The sequence below is a fragment of the Hymenobacter negativus genome, assembly GCF_016056375.1.
Classification (GTDB): Bacteria; Bacteroidota; Bacteroidia; order Cytophagales; family Hymenobacteraceae; genus Hymenobacter; species Hymenobacter negativus_A.
Window position 1 is genome coordinate 69,620 of record NZ_JAEDAE010000008.1, and the last position, 16,485, is coordinate 86,104.

The 16,485-nt window shown below is 63.4% G+C and carries 13 protein-coding genes and 2 riboswitches; of the genes, 6 read left to right on the forward strand and 7 right to left on the reverse strand.

Features of this window, described 5'->3' with window-relative positions; translation table 11 throughout:
- Positions 1–144 precede the first annotated feature (144 nt).
- Positions 145–370, reverse strand: a riboswitch (cobalamin riboswitch).
- Positions 371–538: 168 nt separating this feature from the next.
- The 3 genes from I7X13_RS16150 to moaA form a co-directional block, all read right to left on the reverse strand.
- Positions 539–2,110, reverse strand: a complete 1,572-nt coding sequence (locus I7X13_RS16150) for an MDR family MFS transporter (protein WP_211532096.1) — start codon at positions 2,108–2,110, stop codon at positions 539–541.
- A gap of 194 nt (positions 2,111–2,304) precedes the next feature.
- Positions 2,305–3,465, reverse strand: coding sequence for an MFS transporter (locus I7X13_RS16155; protein WP_198076266.1), 1,161 nt, complete (start codon positions 3,463–3,465; stop codon positions 2,305–2,307).
- Positions 3,466–3,667: 202 nt separating this feature from the next.
- Positions 3,668–4,705, reverse strand: a complete 1,038-nt coding sequence (gene moaA / locus I7X13_RS16160; protein WP_198076267.1) for a GTP 3',8-cyclase MoaA — start codon at positions 4,703–4,705, stop codon at positions 3,668–3,670.
- Positions 4,706–4,841: 136 nt separating this feature from the next.
- On the opposite strand from moaA, the gene I7X13_RS16165 reads away from it, so the two are divergent.
- Positions 4,842–5,084, forward strand: a complete 243-nt coding sequence (locus I7X13_RS16165; protein WP_198076268.1) for a MoaD/ThiS family protein — start codon at positions 4,842–4,844, stop codon at positions 5,082–5,084.
- A gap of 91 nt (positions 5,085–5,175) precedes the next feature.
- Complete coding sequence (locus tag I7X13_RS16170; RefSeq protein ID WP_198069992.1) at positions 5,176–5,598, forward strand: molybdenum cofactor biosynthesis protein MoaE; 423 nt, start codon at positions 5,176–5,178, stop codon at positions 5,596–5,598.
- 104 nt (positions 5,599–5,702) lie between these two features.
- Here the strand turns inward: I7X13_RS16170 and I7X13_RS16175 are convergent, their stop codons facing one another.
- From I7X13_RS16175 to moaC, 3 genes are all read right to left on the reverse strand, one after another.
- Positions 5,703–6,395 carry a porin family protein gene (locus I7X13_RS16175; RefSeq protein WP_198076269.1) on the reverse strand — a complete coding sequence of 231 codons (693 nt, stop codon included), beginning with the start codon at positions 6,393–6,395 and terminating at the stop codon, positions 5,703–5,705.
- Positions 6,396–6,592: 197 nt separating this feature from the next.
- On the reverse strand, positions 6,593–7,789 hold the full coding sequence (locus I7X13_RS21550) for an NTP transferase domain-containing protein (RefSeq protein WP_233454816.1): 1,197 nt from the start codon (positions 7,787–7,789) through the stop codon (positions 6,593–6,595).
- 8 nt (positions 7,790–7,797) lie between these two features.
- On the reverse strand, positions 7,798–8,289 hold the full coding sequence (gene moaC, locus I7X13_RS16185) for a cyclic pyranopterin monophosphate synthase MoaC (RefSeq protein WP_198076270.1): 492 nt from the start codon (positions 8,287–8,289) through the stop codon (positions 7,798–7,800).
- Positions 8,290–8,573: 284 nt separating this feature from the next.
- Here moaC and I7X13_RS16190 point away from each other — a divergent pair, with 284 nt between their 5' ends.
- Positions 8,574–9,641: an SDR family oxidoreductase gene (locus tag I7X13_RS16190; protein WP_198076271.1), complete on the forward strand. Its 1,068-nt coding sequence runs from the start codon at positions 8,574–8,576 to the stop codon at positions 9,639–9,641.
- 133 nt (positions 9,642–9,774) lie between these two features.
- Positions 9,775–10,995, forward strand: coding sequence for a molybdopterin molybdotransferase MoeA (locus tag I7X13_RS16195; protein ID WP_198076272.1), 1,221 nt, complete (start codon positions 9,775–9,777; stop codon positions 10,993–10,995).
- Positions 10,996–11,071: 76 nt separating this feature from the next.
- Here I7X13_RS16195 and I7X13_RS16200 read toward each other — a convergent pair whose 3' ends face one another.
- The gene (locus I7X13_RS16200; protein WP_198069988.1) at positions 11,072–11,647 is read right to left on the reverse strand and encodes an NUDIX domain-containing protein; all 576 of its coding nucleotides are present in this window, start codon (positions 11,645–11,647) and stop codon (positions 11,072–11,074) included.
- 72 nt (positions 11,648–11,719) lie between these two features.
- Here I7X13_RS16200 and I7X13_RS16205 point away from each other — a divergent pair, with 72 nt between their 5' ends.
- Both I7X13_RS16205 and metH read left to right on the forward strand, forming a co-directional pair.
- Positions 11,720–12,472 (forward strand): DeoR/GlpR family DNA-binding transcription regulator, encoded by a 753-nt coding sequence (locus tag I7X13_RS16205; RefSeq protein ID WP_198076273.1) that lies wholly within the window; start codon positions 11,720–11,722, stop codon positions 12,470–12,472.
- 53 nt (positions 12,473–12,525) lie between these two features.
- Positions 12,526–12,635, forward strand: a riboswitch (SAM riboswitch).
- Positions 12,636–12,707: 72 nt separating this feature from the next.
- Positions 12,708–16,406: a methionine synthase gene (gene metH / locus I7X13_RS16210; RefSeq protein WP_198076274.1), complete on the forward strand. Its 3,699-nt coding sequence runs from the start codon at positions 12,708–12,710 to the stop codon at positions 16,404–16,406.
- Positions 16,407–16,485: the final 79 nt, after the last annotated feature.

Here is a 16,485-nt window from a genome sequence, read left to right on the forward strand (position 1 = left end):
CAACGGGGAATAAGAGGTGATAAACGGCCTCCGTTTACGTTCAAGCCCTATTCTGAGAAAGCCAGCCACCGGCCGCACGCCACCCCGCCGCGCCCCAGGCGCAGCGGCACGGCACCGCCGATGCCAGCCCCAAAGCGCGAGGGCAGCATCACTCGGCGGCCGGCAGGTCTCCTGACTTGTTTCGGGCCGGCCCCGCCCTTCTCGGCCCGGGTTCAGCGGGCCAATGGGCATCAAGTGGGGCCACCGGCTCCGGCCCGAAATGGGCCGGAAAACTCACAGTAGCGCGTCTGTTCGGGAGTTGCACCCGATTCCCTTTTAATCTTTACCCCGGCCGAGGCCCAGGTGAAAAACCGTCCGCTGATTGAAGGAAATCAAACCGAGAACCAACGCAGCGAAGGTACGGGCGGGGCGGTAATGGCGCGGGGTTGTCATCCTAAGCGCAGCGAAGGACCTTGTCACGGCTGCGCCGATTGATTCACTGCAAACCGTGCTGACGTGGCAAGGTCCTTCGCTGCGCTTAGGATGACAGACGCATTTTTTACTCCGCCATTACCGGCACCTGCTCATTGGCCTTGCGCAGCGGCAGCTCCGGCACCAGCAGCGTGAGCAGCAGGCCGCCCACCACCAGCAGGATATCCACCATATACACCCGCCGGATGGCCGTGGCAAAGGCCGCCCGCACCACCGGGTCAGCCGCGCCGGCAGTGGTGGCGGGCACGGCCGGCCCCTCCGCTACCACCGCTGACGCGGGGGCGCCCGGTGCCTTTGCGGCAGCCGGCAGGCTATGGGCCAACGTGAAGGTGAGCACCGCCCCCAGCGCCGAGGCGGCTAGCGCCCCGCCAATCTGCCGGAAAAACTGGCTGGCCGAGGTGGCCTGGCCCATGAGCGCGGGCACGGTGGCATTTTGGATGGCCAGGGTGTAGAGCGGCATCGTCGGCCCCAGGCCCAGGCCGCAGACGGCCAGGTACACGAGCACCCGATAGTATTGCACCGTGGGCGGCATGGTGGCCAGCAAACTCAGGCCGACGAGCAGCAGCACGAGGCCGCCCAGCATCCAGCGCTTGTAGTGGCCGAAGCGCGACACCATCTGGCCGGCCAGCATCGAGCCCGTGACCACGCCCAGCGACAACGGCATGAGGCTGGCCCCCGCCCGCGTGGCCGACTCGCCCAGCACATTCACCATGAACAGGGGCTCGAAAATGATAACGCCCAGAAACGCCCCGCCCATGCAGAACAGCGCCGCGTTGGCCGTCCGAAACACCGGGTTTTTGAACAGGCCAAAGTTGAGAATGGGATTCTCGTGCCGCAGGCTGCGCCCCACAAACAGCGCCAGCGCCACGCCCGCCCCGCCCAGCAGCCCCAGCGTGAGCGCGCCCGCCCATGGGTAGAGCGCCCGGTTGAGTTGCAGGGCCACCACCAACGGCCCCAATCCTGCCATCAGCAGTGCGGCCGAAACGAAGTCGAAAGGTTTGGGTTCGGTGCGCGGGCGCAGCGGCGGCATCTGGGCGATGATGAACCAGAGGGCCAGCAGGCCCAGCGGCAGGTTTACGTAGAACACCAGTCGCCAGCCCGCTACGCCGGGAATGAGGTCGGTGCCTTTATCGGTGAGAAAGCCGCCCAGCAGCGGCCCCAGCACCGACGATGTACCAAATACTGCCCCCGTAAAGCCTTGGTAACGCCCCCGCTCGGCCGGCGCAAAAAGGTCGGCAATGATGATGAAGGCCATGGCAAACAACCCCGCCCCGCCAAACCCCTGAATGGCCCGAAACACCACCAACTGTGTCATGCCATCGCCTAGCACGGGCAGCGTTCCGAACTCGCCCGCCAGCCCGCACAGCCCCGAACCCACCAGGAACACGCTCACGGCCACAATCTCGATGGTGCGTCGCGAGTACATATCGGCTAGCTTGCCGTAGATGGGCACTAGCGCGGTGCTGGCCACCAGGTAGGCCGTGGCCACCCACGTAAACCGGTCGAGCCCATGCAAATCGGCCACGATGCGCGGCAGCGCCGTGCTTACAATGGTCTGGTCGAGCGAGCCCAGGAACATGGCCAGCAGAATGCCGGCGAAGGTGAGCATCTTCTGGCGGTGGGTGAGGGTTTCGGTCAAGGGAGAGGAAAATGGATATCCGGAGCAAACAAGACCGTCATGCTGAGCGGAGCGCAGCGTAGTCGAAGCATCTCTACCTCAATACCAGCTTAAATGTTAGGATTAGTTGCGCGGTAGAGATGCTTCGACTACGCTGCACTCCGCTCAGCATGACGACCTTTTTCCTTCCTCCCTATCCCCTATCTATCCCCACATCACACCCGTACCCTGCTCGCCACCGCCGACACGCACAATCCCATGAAGGCAATCAGCGCAAACGACACCCGCAAACTCGTGGCCCCGGCGATGAAACCGATAATCGGCGGCCCCAGCAGGAACCCGAAGAAGCCAATGGTGGACACTGCCGCCAGCGCCATGCCGGCCGACATGTGCGTGGACTTGCCCGCCGCCGAGTACACCAGCGGCACCACCGCCGACGTACCGAAGCCCACCAGCAGAAAGCCCAGCAACGCCGTGGGCAGCAGGGGCCAGGTCACGGCAATGCTCAAACCAGTAGCGGTGAGCAGGCCGCTGAGCTGAATCACGCGCTTCGAACCGAGGCGGTGGGCCAGCCAGTCGGCCCCGAAGCGGCCGGCCGCCATGGTGCTCATAAAGGCCGTGTAGCCCGCTCCCACCCAGTCCTTATCGGCCTGAATAACTTTTTTGAAATACACCCCACTCCAGTCGAACATGGCCCCTTCGCAGATGAGCGCACAGAAGGCAATAGCCCCCAGGCCGAGCAGCTCCTTATCGGGTTTCACGAAGATTGGCTGGTCGGGGTCGACGCCGCTGTCTTCGCGCACGGTGTAGCCCGCGCTCACGGCCAGCCCGGTGAGAATAAACAGGGAAATGAAGATGAAATGCACGCCCGGCGGCACCGCGTGCCCAATCATAAACGAGCCCACGGCCGCCGCCACAAACCCCGCCAAGCTCCACAACCCGTGAAACGAGGCCATGATGGGCTTATGCTGATACAGCCGCTCTACGCCTACGGCCTGGGTATTGACTGCGATATTGGTGAGGTTGCCGCCCACACCAAACACAACCAGGCAGGGCAGCAACTGCCACAGGCTGCCGGCCCAGCCCAGCCCCAGCAGGGCGGTGGCATACAGCACCACGCCCCACAGTACCACGCGGCGGCTGCCGTTTTTGGCCACCAGCCAGCCCGCCAGCGGCAGCGACAGTAGCTGCCCCAGCGGAATGGTCAGCAGCACGCCGCCAAGCGCCGCTTCCGAAATGCACATCTTCTGCTGCACGCTCGGAATGCGCGAGGCCCAGCTGGCAAAGCACAAACCCAATAAAAAAAACAGCGCCCCCACGGCCAGGCGGTGGGTTTTGCGGGAAACATAGCCGGCGGCCGGCGGCAACGAAATCATATCCATTATTCCAAAATCTGGTCGGCAATCAGCCGGCACCGGGGCTCCGGTTTCGGCAAATTACAAGCTGTCGCAACGCCGGCCAGCACGGCGAAGTTGCCTGTTTTGGAAAAGAGATGTTCGTAGTTCAGCAAACGTTTCCAACTTCAACCCCCATGCTAATCAATTCAAAATAAATCACTTATACATCACAAGGCAGCAACTATCCCCCAATCGTGGCCATGCTCTCGAAGCTGAGCTGGTGCAAGGGCCGCTGCCGCTCGGCCTCGAAGCCGTTGGCCGCCCGGTGGCGGAAGGCGGCCGAGAGCGCCGCTATAATTTCCTCGTCGGATTTGCCGCCGCGCAGCAGAGCGCGGGTATCGAGCACGCCCTGGTCGTAGAGGCAGGTTTTGATGCCGCCCTCGGCTGTGAGGCGCAGGCGGTTGCAGGTGCCGCAGAAGGTGCGCGAGTAGGCTGCGATGATGCCCACCGTGCCCCGGTGCCCCGCGATGGTGTATTCCGAAGCCGTGGCCCCGGCCGCCATGCTCACCGGCAGCAGCGCCCCGAAATGGTCCTCCAGGAGCTGGCGAATGCGGACGTGGTTCCAGGGCAGCGAGGCGGGCCCGGCTTCGTGGCTGCCGCCGTTGAAGGGCATTTCTTCGATGAAGCGCACGTCCACGGGCAGGTCGCGGCTGAGGGCAGCCAGTGGAATGAGGGCATCGATGTTCTGGCCGTCCATCACCACGGCATTGATTTTCACCTGAATACCGGCATCGAGCAGCGCGTGAAAGGTTTCCAGCACCTTGGGCAGCTCGTCGCGCCGCGTGATTTGGAAAAACCGTTCGCGGTCCAGCGTATCGAGGCTGAGGTTCACTGCTTTGACGCCCAGGCGAGCCAGGGCGGGCACATGCGGCGCGGTGAGCACACCGTTGGTGGTCAGGCTGATGTCCTCAATACCCGGCAGCTGGGCCAGGCGCTCCATGAAAGGCACCAAATCGCGCCGCACGAAGGGCTCGCCGCCCGTCAGGCGCACTTTGCGCACGCCCAAGCCGGCCAGCAGGCCCGTGAGGCGCAGCATTTCCTCGTAGCTCAGCAGCTCGTGCCTGGGCATGTACTTGATGCCTTCCTCGGGCATGCAGTAGAAGCAACGCAGGTTGCAGCGGTCCGTCACGGCTAGGCGCAGGTATTCCAGCGGCCGGCCGTGCTGGTCGTAGAGCGGGGTGGCGGCCGGCGCGGCCGGGGCGAGGAGAGATGGAAGCACGTTTATCACCAATTTTGCCTGGCTGTACGTAAGACAGCCGGCTTGCGGTAAACCCCGGACGCGGGAAAGGTGTTCAGGCCACAGCCCCAGGCGCGGTCAGCGGCCGGGTTTCGCCCCAGAATTTACGTCGAAAGATATGTCATTAAAAGTCGCCCTCTTCGGCATCACCCGCGACATTGTGGGTACATCCGTCATCGAGCTGCCGGCCCCCGCCCCCGCCACCGTGGGCGAGCTGCTGGCCGAAATGCGCCGCCAGTACCCCGCCCTGGGCGACCTGCGCAGCTGCGCCGTAGCCGTGAACAACGAGTACGCCACCAACGACCAGCCGCTGCACACGGTGGATGAAATTGCCCTCATCCCACCTGTAGCTGGCGGTTGAGGTAGTGCGGACTTTTAGTCCGCGTGTGCATGATGCCAGAATAATTCTAAACATTTCGATTCGCGGACTAAACGTCCGTGCTACTGCCTGCATGACCCCTCACCTCGCCATTACCGACCAGCCCATTGACATTGCCGCCGCCCTCGCGGCCGTGCAAACCGACACAGCCGGGGCGGTCAATTCCTTCATTGGCACGGTGCGCAACCAGTCGGGCGGGCGGCCGGTGCGCCGGCTGCACTACGAGTCCTACGACAGCATGGCCCTCACACAGCTGGGCCACGTCGTGGCGCAGGCTTATGAGAAGTGGCCCATGCTGCAGGAAGTGGCCGTGGTGCATCGCAAAGGCACCTTGGAGCTGGGCGATGTGGCCGTGGTGGTAGCCGTGGCCACGCCGCACCGCGCCGAGAGCTTCGCCGCCTGCCAGTTCATCATCGACACGCTGAAGCAGGTGGTGACCATCTGGAAGCGCGAGGAATATGAGGACGGGACCGAATGGGTGGCGGCGCACCCGTAAAACTTGATTCGGCTGTCAAGCTGAACGCAGTGAAGCATCTGAAAAAAGCCGTCGAGCCGCTTTTCTCAGATGCTTCACTGCGTTCAGCTTGACAGAACAAACCTTTACTTGCTCGGAATCAGATACCCCAGCGAAAGCTGGAAGGCCGAGTGGCGGGCGTTTTTCAGGTCGCCGTTGAAGTAAGTGTTGTTGTCGGATTTCACGAAGTCGCTGAAGGCACCGGTGTAGCGCAGGCTCAGGCTGAGGCCGTTTTCGGCTTCGTAGCCCACGCCGGCCAGGTAGCCCAGCTCGTTGCGATTGAGGCCGCTCACGTCGGTTTTATTCTGGGTTTCGGTGGTGGTAGGCGTGCCACCCAGGGCGGGCGTGGTCGTGGTTTTGGTCTGGTTGTTGGCGCTTAGCAGGTAGGAATACTGCGGACCGGCCTCGAAAATCAGGCCTGAGGCGCGCACCTTCAGCAGCACCGGCACGTCGAGGTAGTTATAGTTCACCTTGCCTTCGCGCTGCTGCTTTGCTCCAAACAGGCCGGTGTATTCGGTGGGCTTGTTCTCGAAGCCCTTCTGCGAATACAGCACTTCGGGCTGCACCGAGAAAAAGCCGTCAGAAGTGACGGGAATATTGAGCATGGCCCCGCCCAGGAAGCCGAATTTATTGTTATAGGTATCCTGATTCTGAATGTTGCCGGCCAGGTTAGAATAGTTGGCCCCGGCCCGCAGACCGATGCGGATGCTCTGGGCCTGGGCCGACGAAACAGCGGCCGTGGCCAGAAGCGTGGCGGCTAGAATGGTGCTTTTTTTCATCTTGATGATAGTAGGTTAAAAAATAGCCTCGGGGTAGCGACGTTCGAAAAGTGTGCCAACCCGCGTCATAAACGCATTTTATCCTCCGACAGATATGCCCGATGCTCACAAAAAAGCCTGACGGCCACGGCGGCAGTCAGGCTTTCAGGCAATTGCTGAGCGAATATTTTTTAGCCACTCTGGCGCACAGGCCAGGGTCAGCCAATGAGCTCCTGTTCGGCGGCGGCGCGCTCGGCGGGCGTGTTTACGTTGCGCAGCTCGGCGGGCGCGGGTGGTGCCAGCAGCTCGATATCGGAGTTAATCAGCGCCTTACGCGGGCAGGAGTAGCCCAGGCTCAGAAACCGCAGCAGCTGCCCGTAGCTGCGCGGCTCCCAAATGCTGACCAGCGGCTCCGGAAAGGCATCCCACGGGCTACGAAACGAGGTGGCCAGGCGCGCCGGCTGCCGGTTCGTCACCAGGTATTCCAGAGTTTCGCGGGTGAGGAAGGGCAAGTCGCAGGCCAGCACCAGCCAGGCCGCGTTGGGGTCGGCCTGGAAGGCGGAGAGGATGCCGCCCAGCGGGCCCAGGTTGAGGAAAGTATCGGGCAGGGCGGTGAGGCCGGCGGGCAGGTCAGCAGCCTGGTCGGGGCGCACGGAAACGCGCACATCGGGGCAGAATTCGGCCAGCAAAGCGGCGGTGTGCTGGCGTTGGTCGAGGCCGTGGTAGTGCAGGGCACCTTTGTCGGTTTGCATGCGCTCGCTACGGCCGCCGGCCAGCACCAGGCCACGCAGCACGGGCACCGCCAGCTGGTACCATTGCTTGATGAAGGCCGCTATTTTGGCCGTATCGTTCAGCGGCAGCACGGGCGGCAGCGGGGCGGCGCTGAGATGCTCCAGCAGCACGGCGGGCAGTTCGGTCTGGCCCCCGGCCAGCAGAATCAGGCGCACATCGGTGAGGCGGTCGAGCTTCTTATCGAGCGGCTTGCGCGGGTCGACGATGACCACCTGCTGGCGGGCGCGGAAGTGGTTGCCGTTCACCAGCACCACGCTTTCGTGGGCCAGCAGCTCGGGCTGCGAGAACCGGTCCAGCGCCCGTGTAAGGTTGAGCTGACGGTAGGTGATTTTATCTACCAGCTCAGCCGAAAGGCCGTTTTCGGCCACGTAAGGCACGGGCTTGGACGGGACCGCCGAAGCATCTTCGGCCGCTGCCGAATCGCCGGCGGCATGGTCGGCATCCACGTACCCAATGCGCAACTGCGGGGCCAGCAGCGGCAGCAGGCGGGCCACCAGCGTTTGAATGTCGCCGCAGGGCGCTCCTAAAATCGCCAGCTCGTGGCGGCCAAATTCGCCCATGTCGGGCCGGGCCAGGGTGGCGTGTTTAGTGCGCTGTACGGCTGAGTTCGCTAGACTATCCATGCTTGAATTTACGAATTTTCGGCGCGATGGAAGTCTTTCTTGCCGCCGGTTTTCTCGATAAGCTGCACACTATCAATACTGATATCATGCGAAAACGCCTTGCACATGTCGTAAATGGTGAGGGCGGCCACGGTGGCCCCGGTCAGGGCTTCCATCTCCACGCCGGTGCGGCCGGTGACCACGGCGGTGCACACCACGCGCAGAGCGGCGGGACCGTCGGGCTCGATGGTGATGCTGCAATCGTCCAGCCCCAGGGGGTGACAGAGCGGGATGAGGTCGGCCGTTTTTTTCGCGCCCATGATGCCCGCCAGGATGGCCGTGTGAATAACCGGGCCCTTGTGCGAGGGCATTTCGCCGGCCTGTACGCGGCTCAGCAGCTCTTCGCCCAGCACCACGCGGCAGTGGGCGCGGGCCACGCGGCGAGTGGGCGCTTTGGCGCCCACGTCCACCATTGTGGGCTGGTTGGCGGCGTTTACGTGGGTGAAATTCTTGGTCAGCATAGAGTGTAGAGACGTGTGAAGGTGCTTGAGCGTTGGAGGTAGCGCGAACTTTCAGTTCGCGTCTCCGCGCCACTGGTAACGCTGGTCGTTCGGGGACGCGGAGACGCGAACTGAAAGTTCGCGCTATGGCCCTTTGTTTCGGCGCAAACTATTGGGCCGGGCAGCCGTTTTCTACCCGGCACCGGGCCACACAGCCCGCGCCTACTCCGGCAAACCCGCCGCGCCGGTCCATTTGGGCCGCGCTCTTTCCCCTATTTTATTATGAGCAATATCGCATTTTTATTATGAGCAATATCGCATTAGTCGTGGGTGCCAGCGGCATCATCGGCAGCAACCTGGCCCAGGAACTGCTGGCCCACAACTGGACTACCTACGGCCTGGCCCGCCGGCCCGATGCCAGCATTCCTGGCCTGCAACCCGTGGCCGCTGATTTGATGAACCCCGCCAGCCTCGAAAGCGCCCTGGCCGACATTCGCCCTACGCACGTATTCATTACCAGCTGGATGCGCCAAGACACCGAGGCCGAAAACATCCGCGTGAACAGCGCCATGGTGCGCAACCTGCTGGCCGTGCTGGGCCCGAAACATTCGGTGCAGCACGTGGCCCTCGTCACGGGCCTGAAGCACTACTTGGGGCCGTTTGAGGCCTACGTGAGCGGGGGCGTGCCGCCGCCCACGCCGCTGCGCGAGTCGCAGCCCCGGCTGGCCCTCGACAACTTTTACTACGCCCAGGAAGACGAGGTGTACGCCGCAGCTGAGCGCGACGGCTTCACTTGGAGCATTCACCGGCCACATACCATCATCGGCAAGGCCGTGGGCAACCTCATGAATCTGGGCACCACGCTGGCCGTGTACGCCAGCATCTGTAAGGAAACGGGGCGGCCCTTCCGCTGGCCTGGCTCGCAGGCGCAGTGGGAAGGCTTGTCGGACGTGACCGATGCCCACGTTATTGCCAAGCAGCTGGTGTGGGCCGCCACCACCAAGGCCGCCCGCAACGAGGCCTACAATGTGGTGAACGGCGACGTGTTCCGCTGGAGCCAGTTGTGGGGCCGCCTGGCCGGATGGTTCGGCGTGGAAGCTGCGGGTTTCGATGGCACCATTCATCCGCTGGAAGCCGAGCTGGCTCAGGATGCGGACATCTGGCGCGAAATTGCCACTAAGCACGGCTTGGCCGAGCCAGATTTGAACCGCCTCGCCTCGCCCTGGCACACCGATTTGGATTTGGGCCGGCCCATTGAAGTGATGACGGACATGGCCAACAGCCGCAAGCGCGGCTTCACCGTGTTCCAAAGCACCGAAGACTCGTTCTTCGACTTGTTCGCGCAGCTGCATCAGGACCGGCTGATTCCGTAAGCGCCGCGCAGGCAGAACGTCATGCCGAGCGCAGCGTAGCATCTTTACCGCAATAATTGATTTTACTATTGCGGTAAAGATGCTACGCTGCGCTCGGCATGACGTTCGTTTTTAATTCTTAACTCACCCACCCATGCTCTCCCCCGCTGAAGCCACCGCCCGCGTCCTCGCCACGGCCCGCCCCCTGCCGCCCGAAACCGTGGCCCTGCCCCACGCCGCCGGCCGCGTCCTGGCCGGGACGCTCACGGCCGACCGCGACTTTCCGCCCTTCAACCGCGTGGCAATGGATGGCATTGCGGTGACCTTCGCTGTCTGGGCGGGCGGCCAGACAGAATTCGATATTGCCCATACTCAGTACGCGGGCGAGCCGGCCCGCCCGCTGCCCAGCCCGCAGCACGCCGTAGAGGTAATGACCGGCGCAGTGCTGCCGGCCGGGGCCGATGTGGTCATTCGCTACGAGGACCTGCTGCTGCATGACAACCGAGCCCGCATCCAGATTTCGCCGCCCGATGCGCCCGGCGTCAACATCCACCACCAGGCCGCCGACCGCCGCGCCGGCGATGTCCTACTACGGCCCGGCACCCGCCTCGGCCCCGCCGAGCTGGCCGTGGCTGCCACCGTGGGCGCGGCCGAAATGGCCGTGCTGCGCAACGCCCGCGTGGCCGTGGTGAGTACCGGCGATGAGCTGGTGGGCATCTCGGCCACGCCGCTAGCCCACCAGATTCGGCGCTCGAATGTGTATGCCCTGCAAGCCTTGCTTACGCAATCCGGGGCCGATGTTTCGCTGTTTCACCTTTCCGATAATGTGGAGGAGCTGCGCGTGGGCCTCACCAACATCCTGGCCGCCGGCTTCGATGCCGTGGTGCTGAGCGGGGCCGTGAGCAAGGGCCGCGCCGACCACCTGCCGGGCCTGCTGCGCGAATTGCACGTGGCGGAAATCTTCCACGAAGTGCAGCAGCGGCCCGGCAAGCCGCTCTGGTTTGGGGCGCGAGCCGGCGGGCCGGTGGTGTTCGGTTTGCCCGGCAACCCGGTTTCTACCTTCATCACGGCCTGCCGCTACGTGCGGCCCTGGCTACGCGCCGTGCAGCAACCCGAGGGCGCAGCTGAAACGGCCTCTATTGAAGCCCCCCAGCCAGCCGTGCTTACCGTCGACATCAGCTTCAAGCCCCCACTGACGCACTTCGTGCCCGTGCGCCTGACCGTGGACGCGGAGGGCCGCCGCCTGGCCACCCCGCTCCGCGTGGGCGGCTCCGGCGATATACTGGGGCTGGTGGAGGCTACCGCGTTTTTGGAGCTGCCGCCCGAGCCGGCCCTGTTTGCGGCAGGCAGCGCGTGGCCGGCGTGGGAGCTGTAGTAAGTGGGTTTTGGTTGGCGCACATCGGCGGCGCGCCAGCCAAAACCCAAGCCGGCCCTTACCCGGGCGCGATGCCCTAAGCTGTGAGTTGCCGCAGCCGCAGGTGTTGCAGCAGCATGATGGTTTTGCCGTCCTGGATTTCGCCGGTTTTCACCATCGCCAGGGCGGTTTGCAAGGGCATTTCGAGCACCTCGATTTCCTCTTCCTCAATGCCGCCGCCAGCGTGCTGCTCGGTGGCCGCCGAGTACTCGGCCAGGTAGAAATACAGGCGCTCCGTGACTGAGCCGGGGCTCATGTAGGCCTCCATCACCTTCTCAACGTGCGTGAGGCGGTGGCCGGTTTCTTCCTCCGTTTCGCGGATGATGGCCGCGTCCGGGTGCTCGTCGTCGAGCAGGCCGGCGCAGGCTTCGATGAGCAGGCCCGTGGGGTTGCCGTTCACGAAGGTGGGCAGGCGGAACTGTCGGGTCAGGATGACGTGGTCGGTGGCGGGGTCGTGGAGCAGGATGACGGCCCCGTTGCCCCGGTCGTAGGCCTCGCGGGATTGGGTTTCCCAGGTGCCATTTTTGCGTTGGTAGTCGAAGGTGATTTTGCGCAGAATAAACCAGTCGTCGGACAAGGTTTCCTGCTTGCGGAGGCGGATTCGTTCGTTCATAAAGCGGTCGAAAGTTCGTTTCTGTTCGTTCTTGTTTCTTTGCGATTGTTTAGAACAAGTAACACCCCGGCGATGAATTTCCAGCTGCGCAAGCAACACTTATTGGCCACTTTGGAGCAGCACGGCACGGTGCTGGTGGCCGAGGCCGCCCACCAGCTGGGCACCACGCCCATCACCATTCGCCGCGATTTGGCCCTGCTGTCCGAACAGGGACTGGTGCTGCGCACCCACGGCGGGGCCGTGCGGCCGGGCATCACGAAGCATCCGGTGGCCTTCACCGCCAAAACCACGGCCCACGGCGCGCAGAAGCAAGCCATTTGCCGGCTGGCCGCTCGCCACGTGGCCGAGGGCGACACCATTTTCATCGACTGTGGCAGCACCACGTTTCCGCTGTGCGCCCACGTGCGCCACCTCAAAATCCGCGTCGTCACCAACTCGCTGCCCGTGCTGTTCGAGCTGGCCGGCACGGCCGTGCAAGTGGTGATGGCCGGCGGCGAAGTCGATGCCAAGCGGCAGGCCACGCACGGCGCCATTACGGTGGAGCACTTGCAGCGCTACCAGGTCGATAAGGCGTTTATGGGCGTTGATGGCATTTCACTGAAGCGCGGCCTGAGTGCCAACAGCGAAAAAGAAGCTTCGATTTATCGGGCAGTGGCCGCGTCGGCCGGCCACGTGTATCTGCTCTGCGATTCGAGCAAACTGGAGCGCGACCAGTACTTCCAGTTTGCTCCCCTGGCCGCAGTAGGCACGCTCATCACTGACCAGCAGGCCCCCGCCGAGCTCCTGGCCCGGTACCGCGAAGCCGGCCTCACGGTGCTCTCGTAGCGCACGCCGGCGCTTGCGCTCCAACACGCGTTCCGTTGTATCTTCGCCCTACGCTGCTATCCAGAAAGACTGAGGGACCGGGCCCAATGACGTCTTGGCAACCTACCGCGAGTAGGTGCCAACTCCCGTTTCACCGCGTTTTTTTGGTGAAAGAAGATGACAGCCGGAACTGTGCTTCGCCGCACGGGTTTCTTTCTGGATACGCGCTTATGTAGCTATTCGACCCAGAAAAGAAATGTCCACCGCCACCCTCGCCGCCCCCTCCCCGCTTCCCGATTTGCTCCGCCAGCGCCTGCTGATTCTCGACGGTGCGATGGGCACCATGATTCAGCGCCACCCGCTCACGGAGGAGGATTTCCGCGGCACCCGCTTCGCCAACCACGACCGGCCGCTGCGCGGCAACAACGACCTGCTGAGCCTCACCCGGCCCGATATCATCAAGGGCATCCACGCCGAATACTTCGCCGCCGGGGCCGACATGGTGGAAACCAACACCTTCTCAGGCACTACCATTGCGCAGGCAGACTACGGCCTGGAGCACGTGGTGTACGAGCTGAACTACGAGTCGGCGCGCCTGGCCCGCGAGGCTGCCGAGGAGTACAGTACGCCCGAGCGTCCGCGCTTTGTGGCCGGCGCGGTGGGCCCCACTAATCGCACCGCCTCGCTCTCGCCCGATGTGAACCGGCCCGGCTTCCGCGCCGTGACCTTCGATGAGCTGGCCACTGCCTACCTGGAGCAAGTGCGCGGACTGGTGGACGGCGGTGTGGACACGCTGCTCATCGAAACCATTTTCGACACCCTGAATGCCAAAGCGGCCCTGTACGCCGTGCAGAAATTCTTTGACGAAGGTGGCCGCGTGGTGCCTGTGATGATTTCGGGTACCATTACCGATGCCTCGGGCCGCACGCTTTCAGGCCAGACAGTGGAGGCCTTCTGGAACAGCATCCGCCACTTGCCGCTGCTGAGCGTGGGCCTGAACTGCGCCCTTGGCGCCGACCAGCTCCGCCAGTACGTGCAGGAGTTGAGCCGCATTTCCGACGTGCACATCTCGGCCTACCCCAACGCGGGCCTGCCCAACGCCTTCGGCGGCTACGACGAGTCGGCCCAAGAATTCGCCGCGCTGGTGGAGGAATACCTCAAGGAAGGCATTGTGACGGTGGTGGGCGGTTGCTGCGGCACTACGCCCCAGCACATTGCCGAATTGAGCAAGCTGGCCGAAAAGTATAAGCCGCGTGAATTGCCCGCCGAAGTAACGCCTTCCACCCGCCTGAGCGGTCTGGAACCGTTTACCATCAAAGAGGAAAGCCTCTTCGTGAACGTGGGCGAGCGCTGCAACGTGACCGGCTCGCGCGCTTTCGCCCGCCTCATCCGCACTGGCGCCTACGAGGAAGCCTTGGCCGTGGCCCGCCTGCAAGTAGAGGAAGGCGCGCAGGTGCTCGACATCAATATGGACGAGGGCATGCTTGATTCGGAGCAGGTGATGACGACCTTCCTGCACCTCATCGCCTCGGAACCCGACATTGCCCGGGTGCCCGTCATGATTGACTCTTCGAAGTGGAGCGTACTCGAAGCCGGCTTGAAATGCGTGCAGGGCAAGAGCATCGTGAACTCGATTTCGCTGAAAGAAGGCGAAGCCGCCTTCCGCGAGCGGGCCCACACGGTGCGCCAGTACGGCGCTGCCGTGGTGGTGATGGCCTTCGACGAAAATGGCCAGGCCGACTCATTGGAGCGCCGCATCGAAATCTGCCAGCGCAGCTACGACATTCTGACGAAGGAAGTGGGCTTCGACCCGTCCGACATCATTTTCGACCCCAACATCCTGACCGTGGGCACGGGCATGGACGAACATCGCAACTATGCGCTCGACTTCATCGAAGCCGTGCGCTGGATTAAGGCCAACCTGCCCGGCGCGCTCACCAGCGGCGGTATCAGCAACATCAGCTTCTCGTTCCGCGGCAACGACGTGGTGCGCGAGGCCATGCACACGGCCTTCCTCTACCACGCCATCCGGGCCGGGCTGGACATGGGCATTGTGAACCCCGGCCAGCTCGGCGTGTACGATGAAATCGAGCCCCACCTGCTGGAGCTGGTCGAAGACGTACTCCTGAACCGCCGCGCCGATGCTACCGAGCGCCTCGTGGAATTTGCCGACACGGTGAAGCAGAAGGACAAGGCCGAAGTGAAAGCCGACGAATGGCGCAGCCTGCCGGTGCAGGAGCGCCTGTCGCATGCGCTGGTGAAGGGCATTACGGAGTTTATTGACGAAGACACCGAGGCCGCCCGCCAGGAATTGGCCCGCCCGCTCGACGTGATTGAAGGGCCGCTGATGGCCGGCATGAACGTAGTGGGCGACCTGTTCGGGGCCGGCAAAATGTTCCTGCCGCAGGTGGTGAAATCGGCCCGCGTGATGAAAAAGGCCGTAGCCTATTTGCAGCCGTTTTTGGAGGCTGAAAAGCAGGGCGGCGACCGCCAGACGGCCGGCAAAATTCTGATGGCCACCGTGAAAGGCGACGTGCACGACATCGGCAAGAACATCGTGGGCGTGGTACTGGCCTGCAATAACTTCGACATCGTGGACCTTGGCGTGATGGTGCCGCTCGAAAAGATTCTCGACGAAGCGCAGGCCCAGAACGTGGACGTTATCGGCCTCTCCGGCCTCATCACACCCTCGCTCGATGAGATGGTGTACGTGGCCCAGGCCATGGAAAAGCGCGGCATGAAAACGCCCCTGCTCATCGGCGGCGCCACAACGTCGCGCCTGCACACGGCCGTGAAAATCGCGCCTTCCTACAGCGGCGCGGTGGTGCACGTGAACGATGCTTCGCGCAGCGTGGGCGTGGCGGCCGGACTGCTCGGCTCGGGCGAAAAAGCTTACGCCCAGACCGTGGCCGACGACTACGCCACCCTGCGCGCCGACTACGCCAGCCGCCAGCGCGAGAAAAACTACCTCACCATTGAAGCCGCGCGTGAAAACGGTTTCAAGTCGGACTGGAACACGGTGCCCATCACCAAGCCCACCTTCCTCGGCACCAAAGTGCTGGAAGACTACGACCTCGCCGAGCTGGCTCAGTACATCGACTGGACGCCCTTCTTCCACACTTGGGAGTTGAAGGGCCGCTACCCGCGCATTCTGGAAGACGAAAACCTGGGCGAAGCCGCCACCAAGCTGTTTGAGGATGCGCAGACGATGCTCGCCCAAATTATTGATGGCAATTTGCTCACGGCCCGCGCCGTGCTGGGCTTCTGGCCGGCGAATACCAAGGATTACGACGCCATCGAAATCTACGCCGACGATACCCGCGAGGCCGTAGCCACCGAGTTTTTCACCTTGCGCCAGCAGGGCGAGAAAGGCCCAAAAATCCCCAACCTGGCCTTCTCCGATTTCCTGGCCCCGAAAGAATCGGGCCGCGCCGACTACGTGGGCGGTTTCGCCGTCACGGCCGGCATCGGCATCGAAAAGTTGCTGGAGCAGTACGAGGCCGACCACGACGACTACTCCAGCATCATGGTGAAGGCGTTAGCTGACCGCCTGGCCGAGGCTTTCGCCGAGCGCCTGCACGAGCGGGTGCGCCGTGAGTTTTGGGGCTACGCGCCCGATGAGCACCTCACCGGCGACGACCTCATTCAGGAGAAATACCGCGGCGTGCGCCCCGCCCCCGGCTACCCCGGCTGCCCCGACCACACCGAGAAAATCACCTTGTTCCAACTGCTCGAAGCGGAGGGGAAAACCGGCATCACCCTCACCGAAAACCTGGCCATGTACCCGGCCTCCTCGGTAAGCGGCTTGTACTACGCGCACCCCGATTCGCGGTATTTTGGCCTCGGCCGCATCGGCCTGGACCAGGTGAGCGACATTGCCCACCGCAAGGGCATGGCCACGGCCGAGCTGGAACGCTGGCTGATGCCCAACCTGAACTACGAGCCTAAATCGTAGGAACGCGCCACGGCGCGTTCGGACGCGTGGTTCGCTGTCCACACCGCCCACCCAAAATTGTTCAAGCCCCGAACGCGCC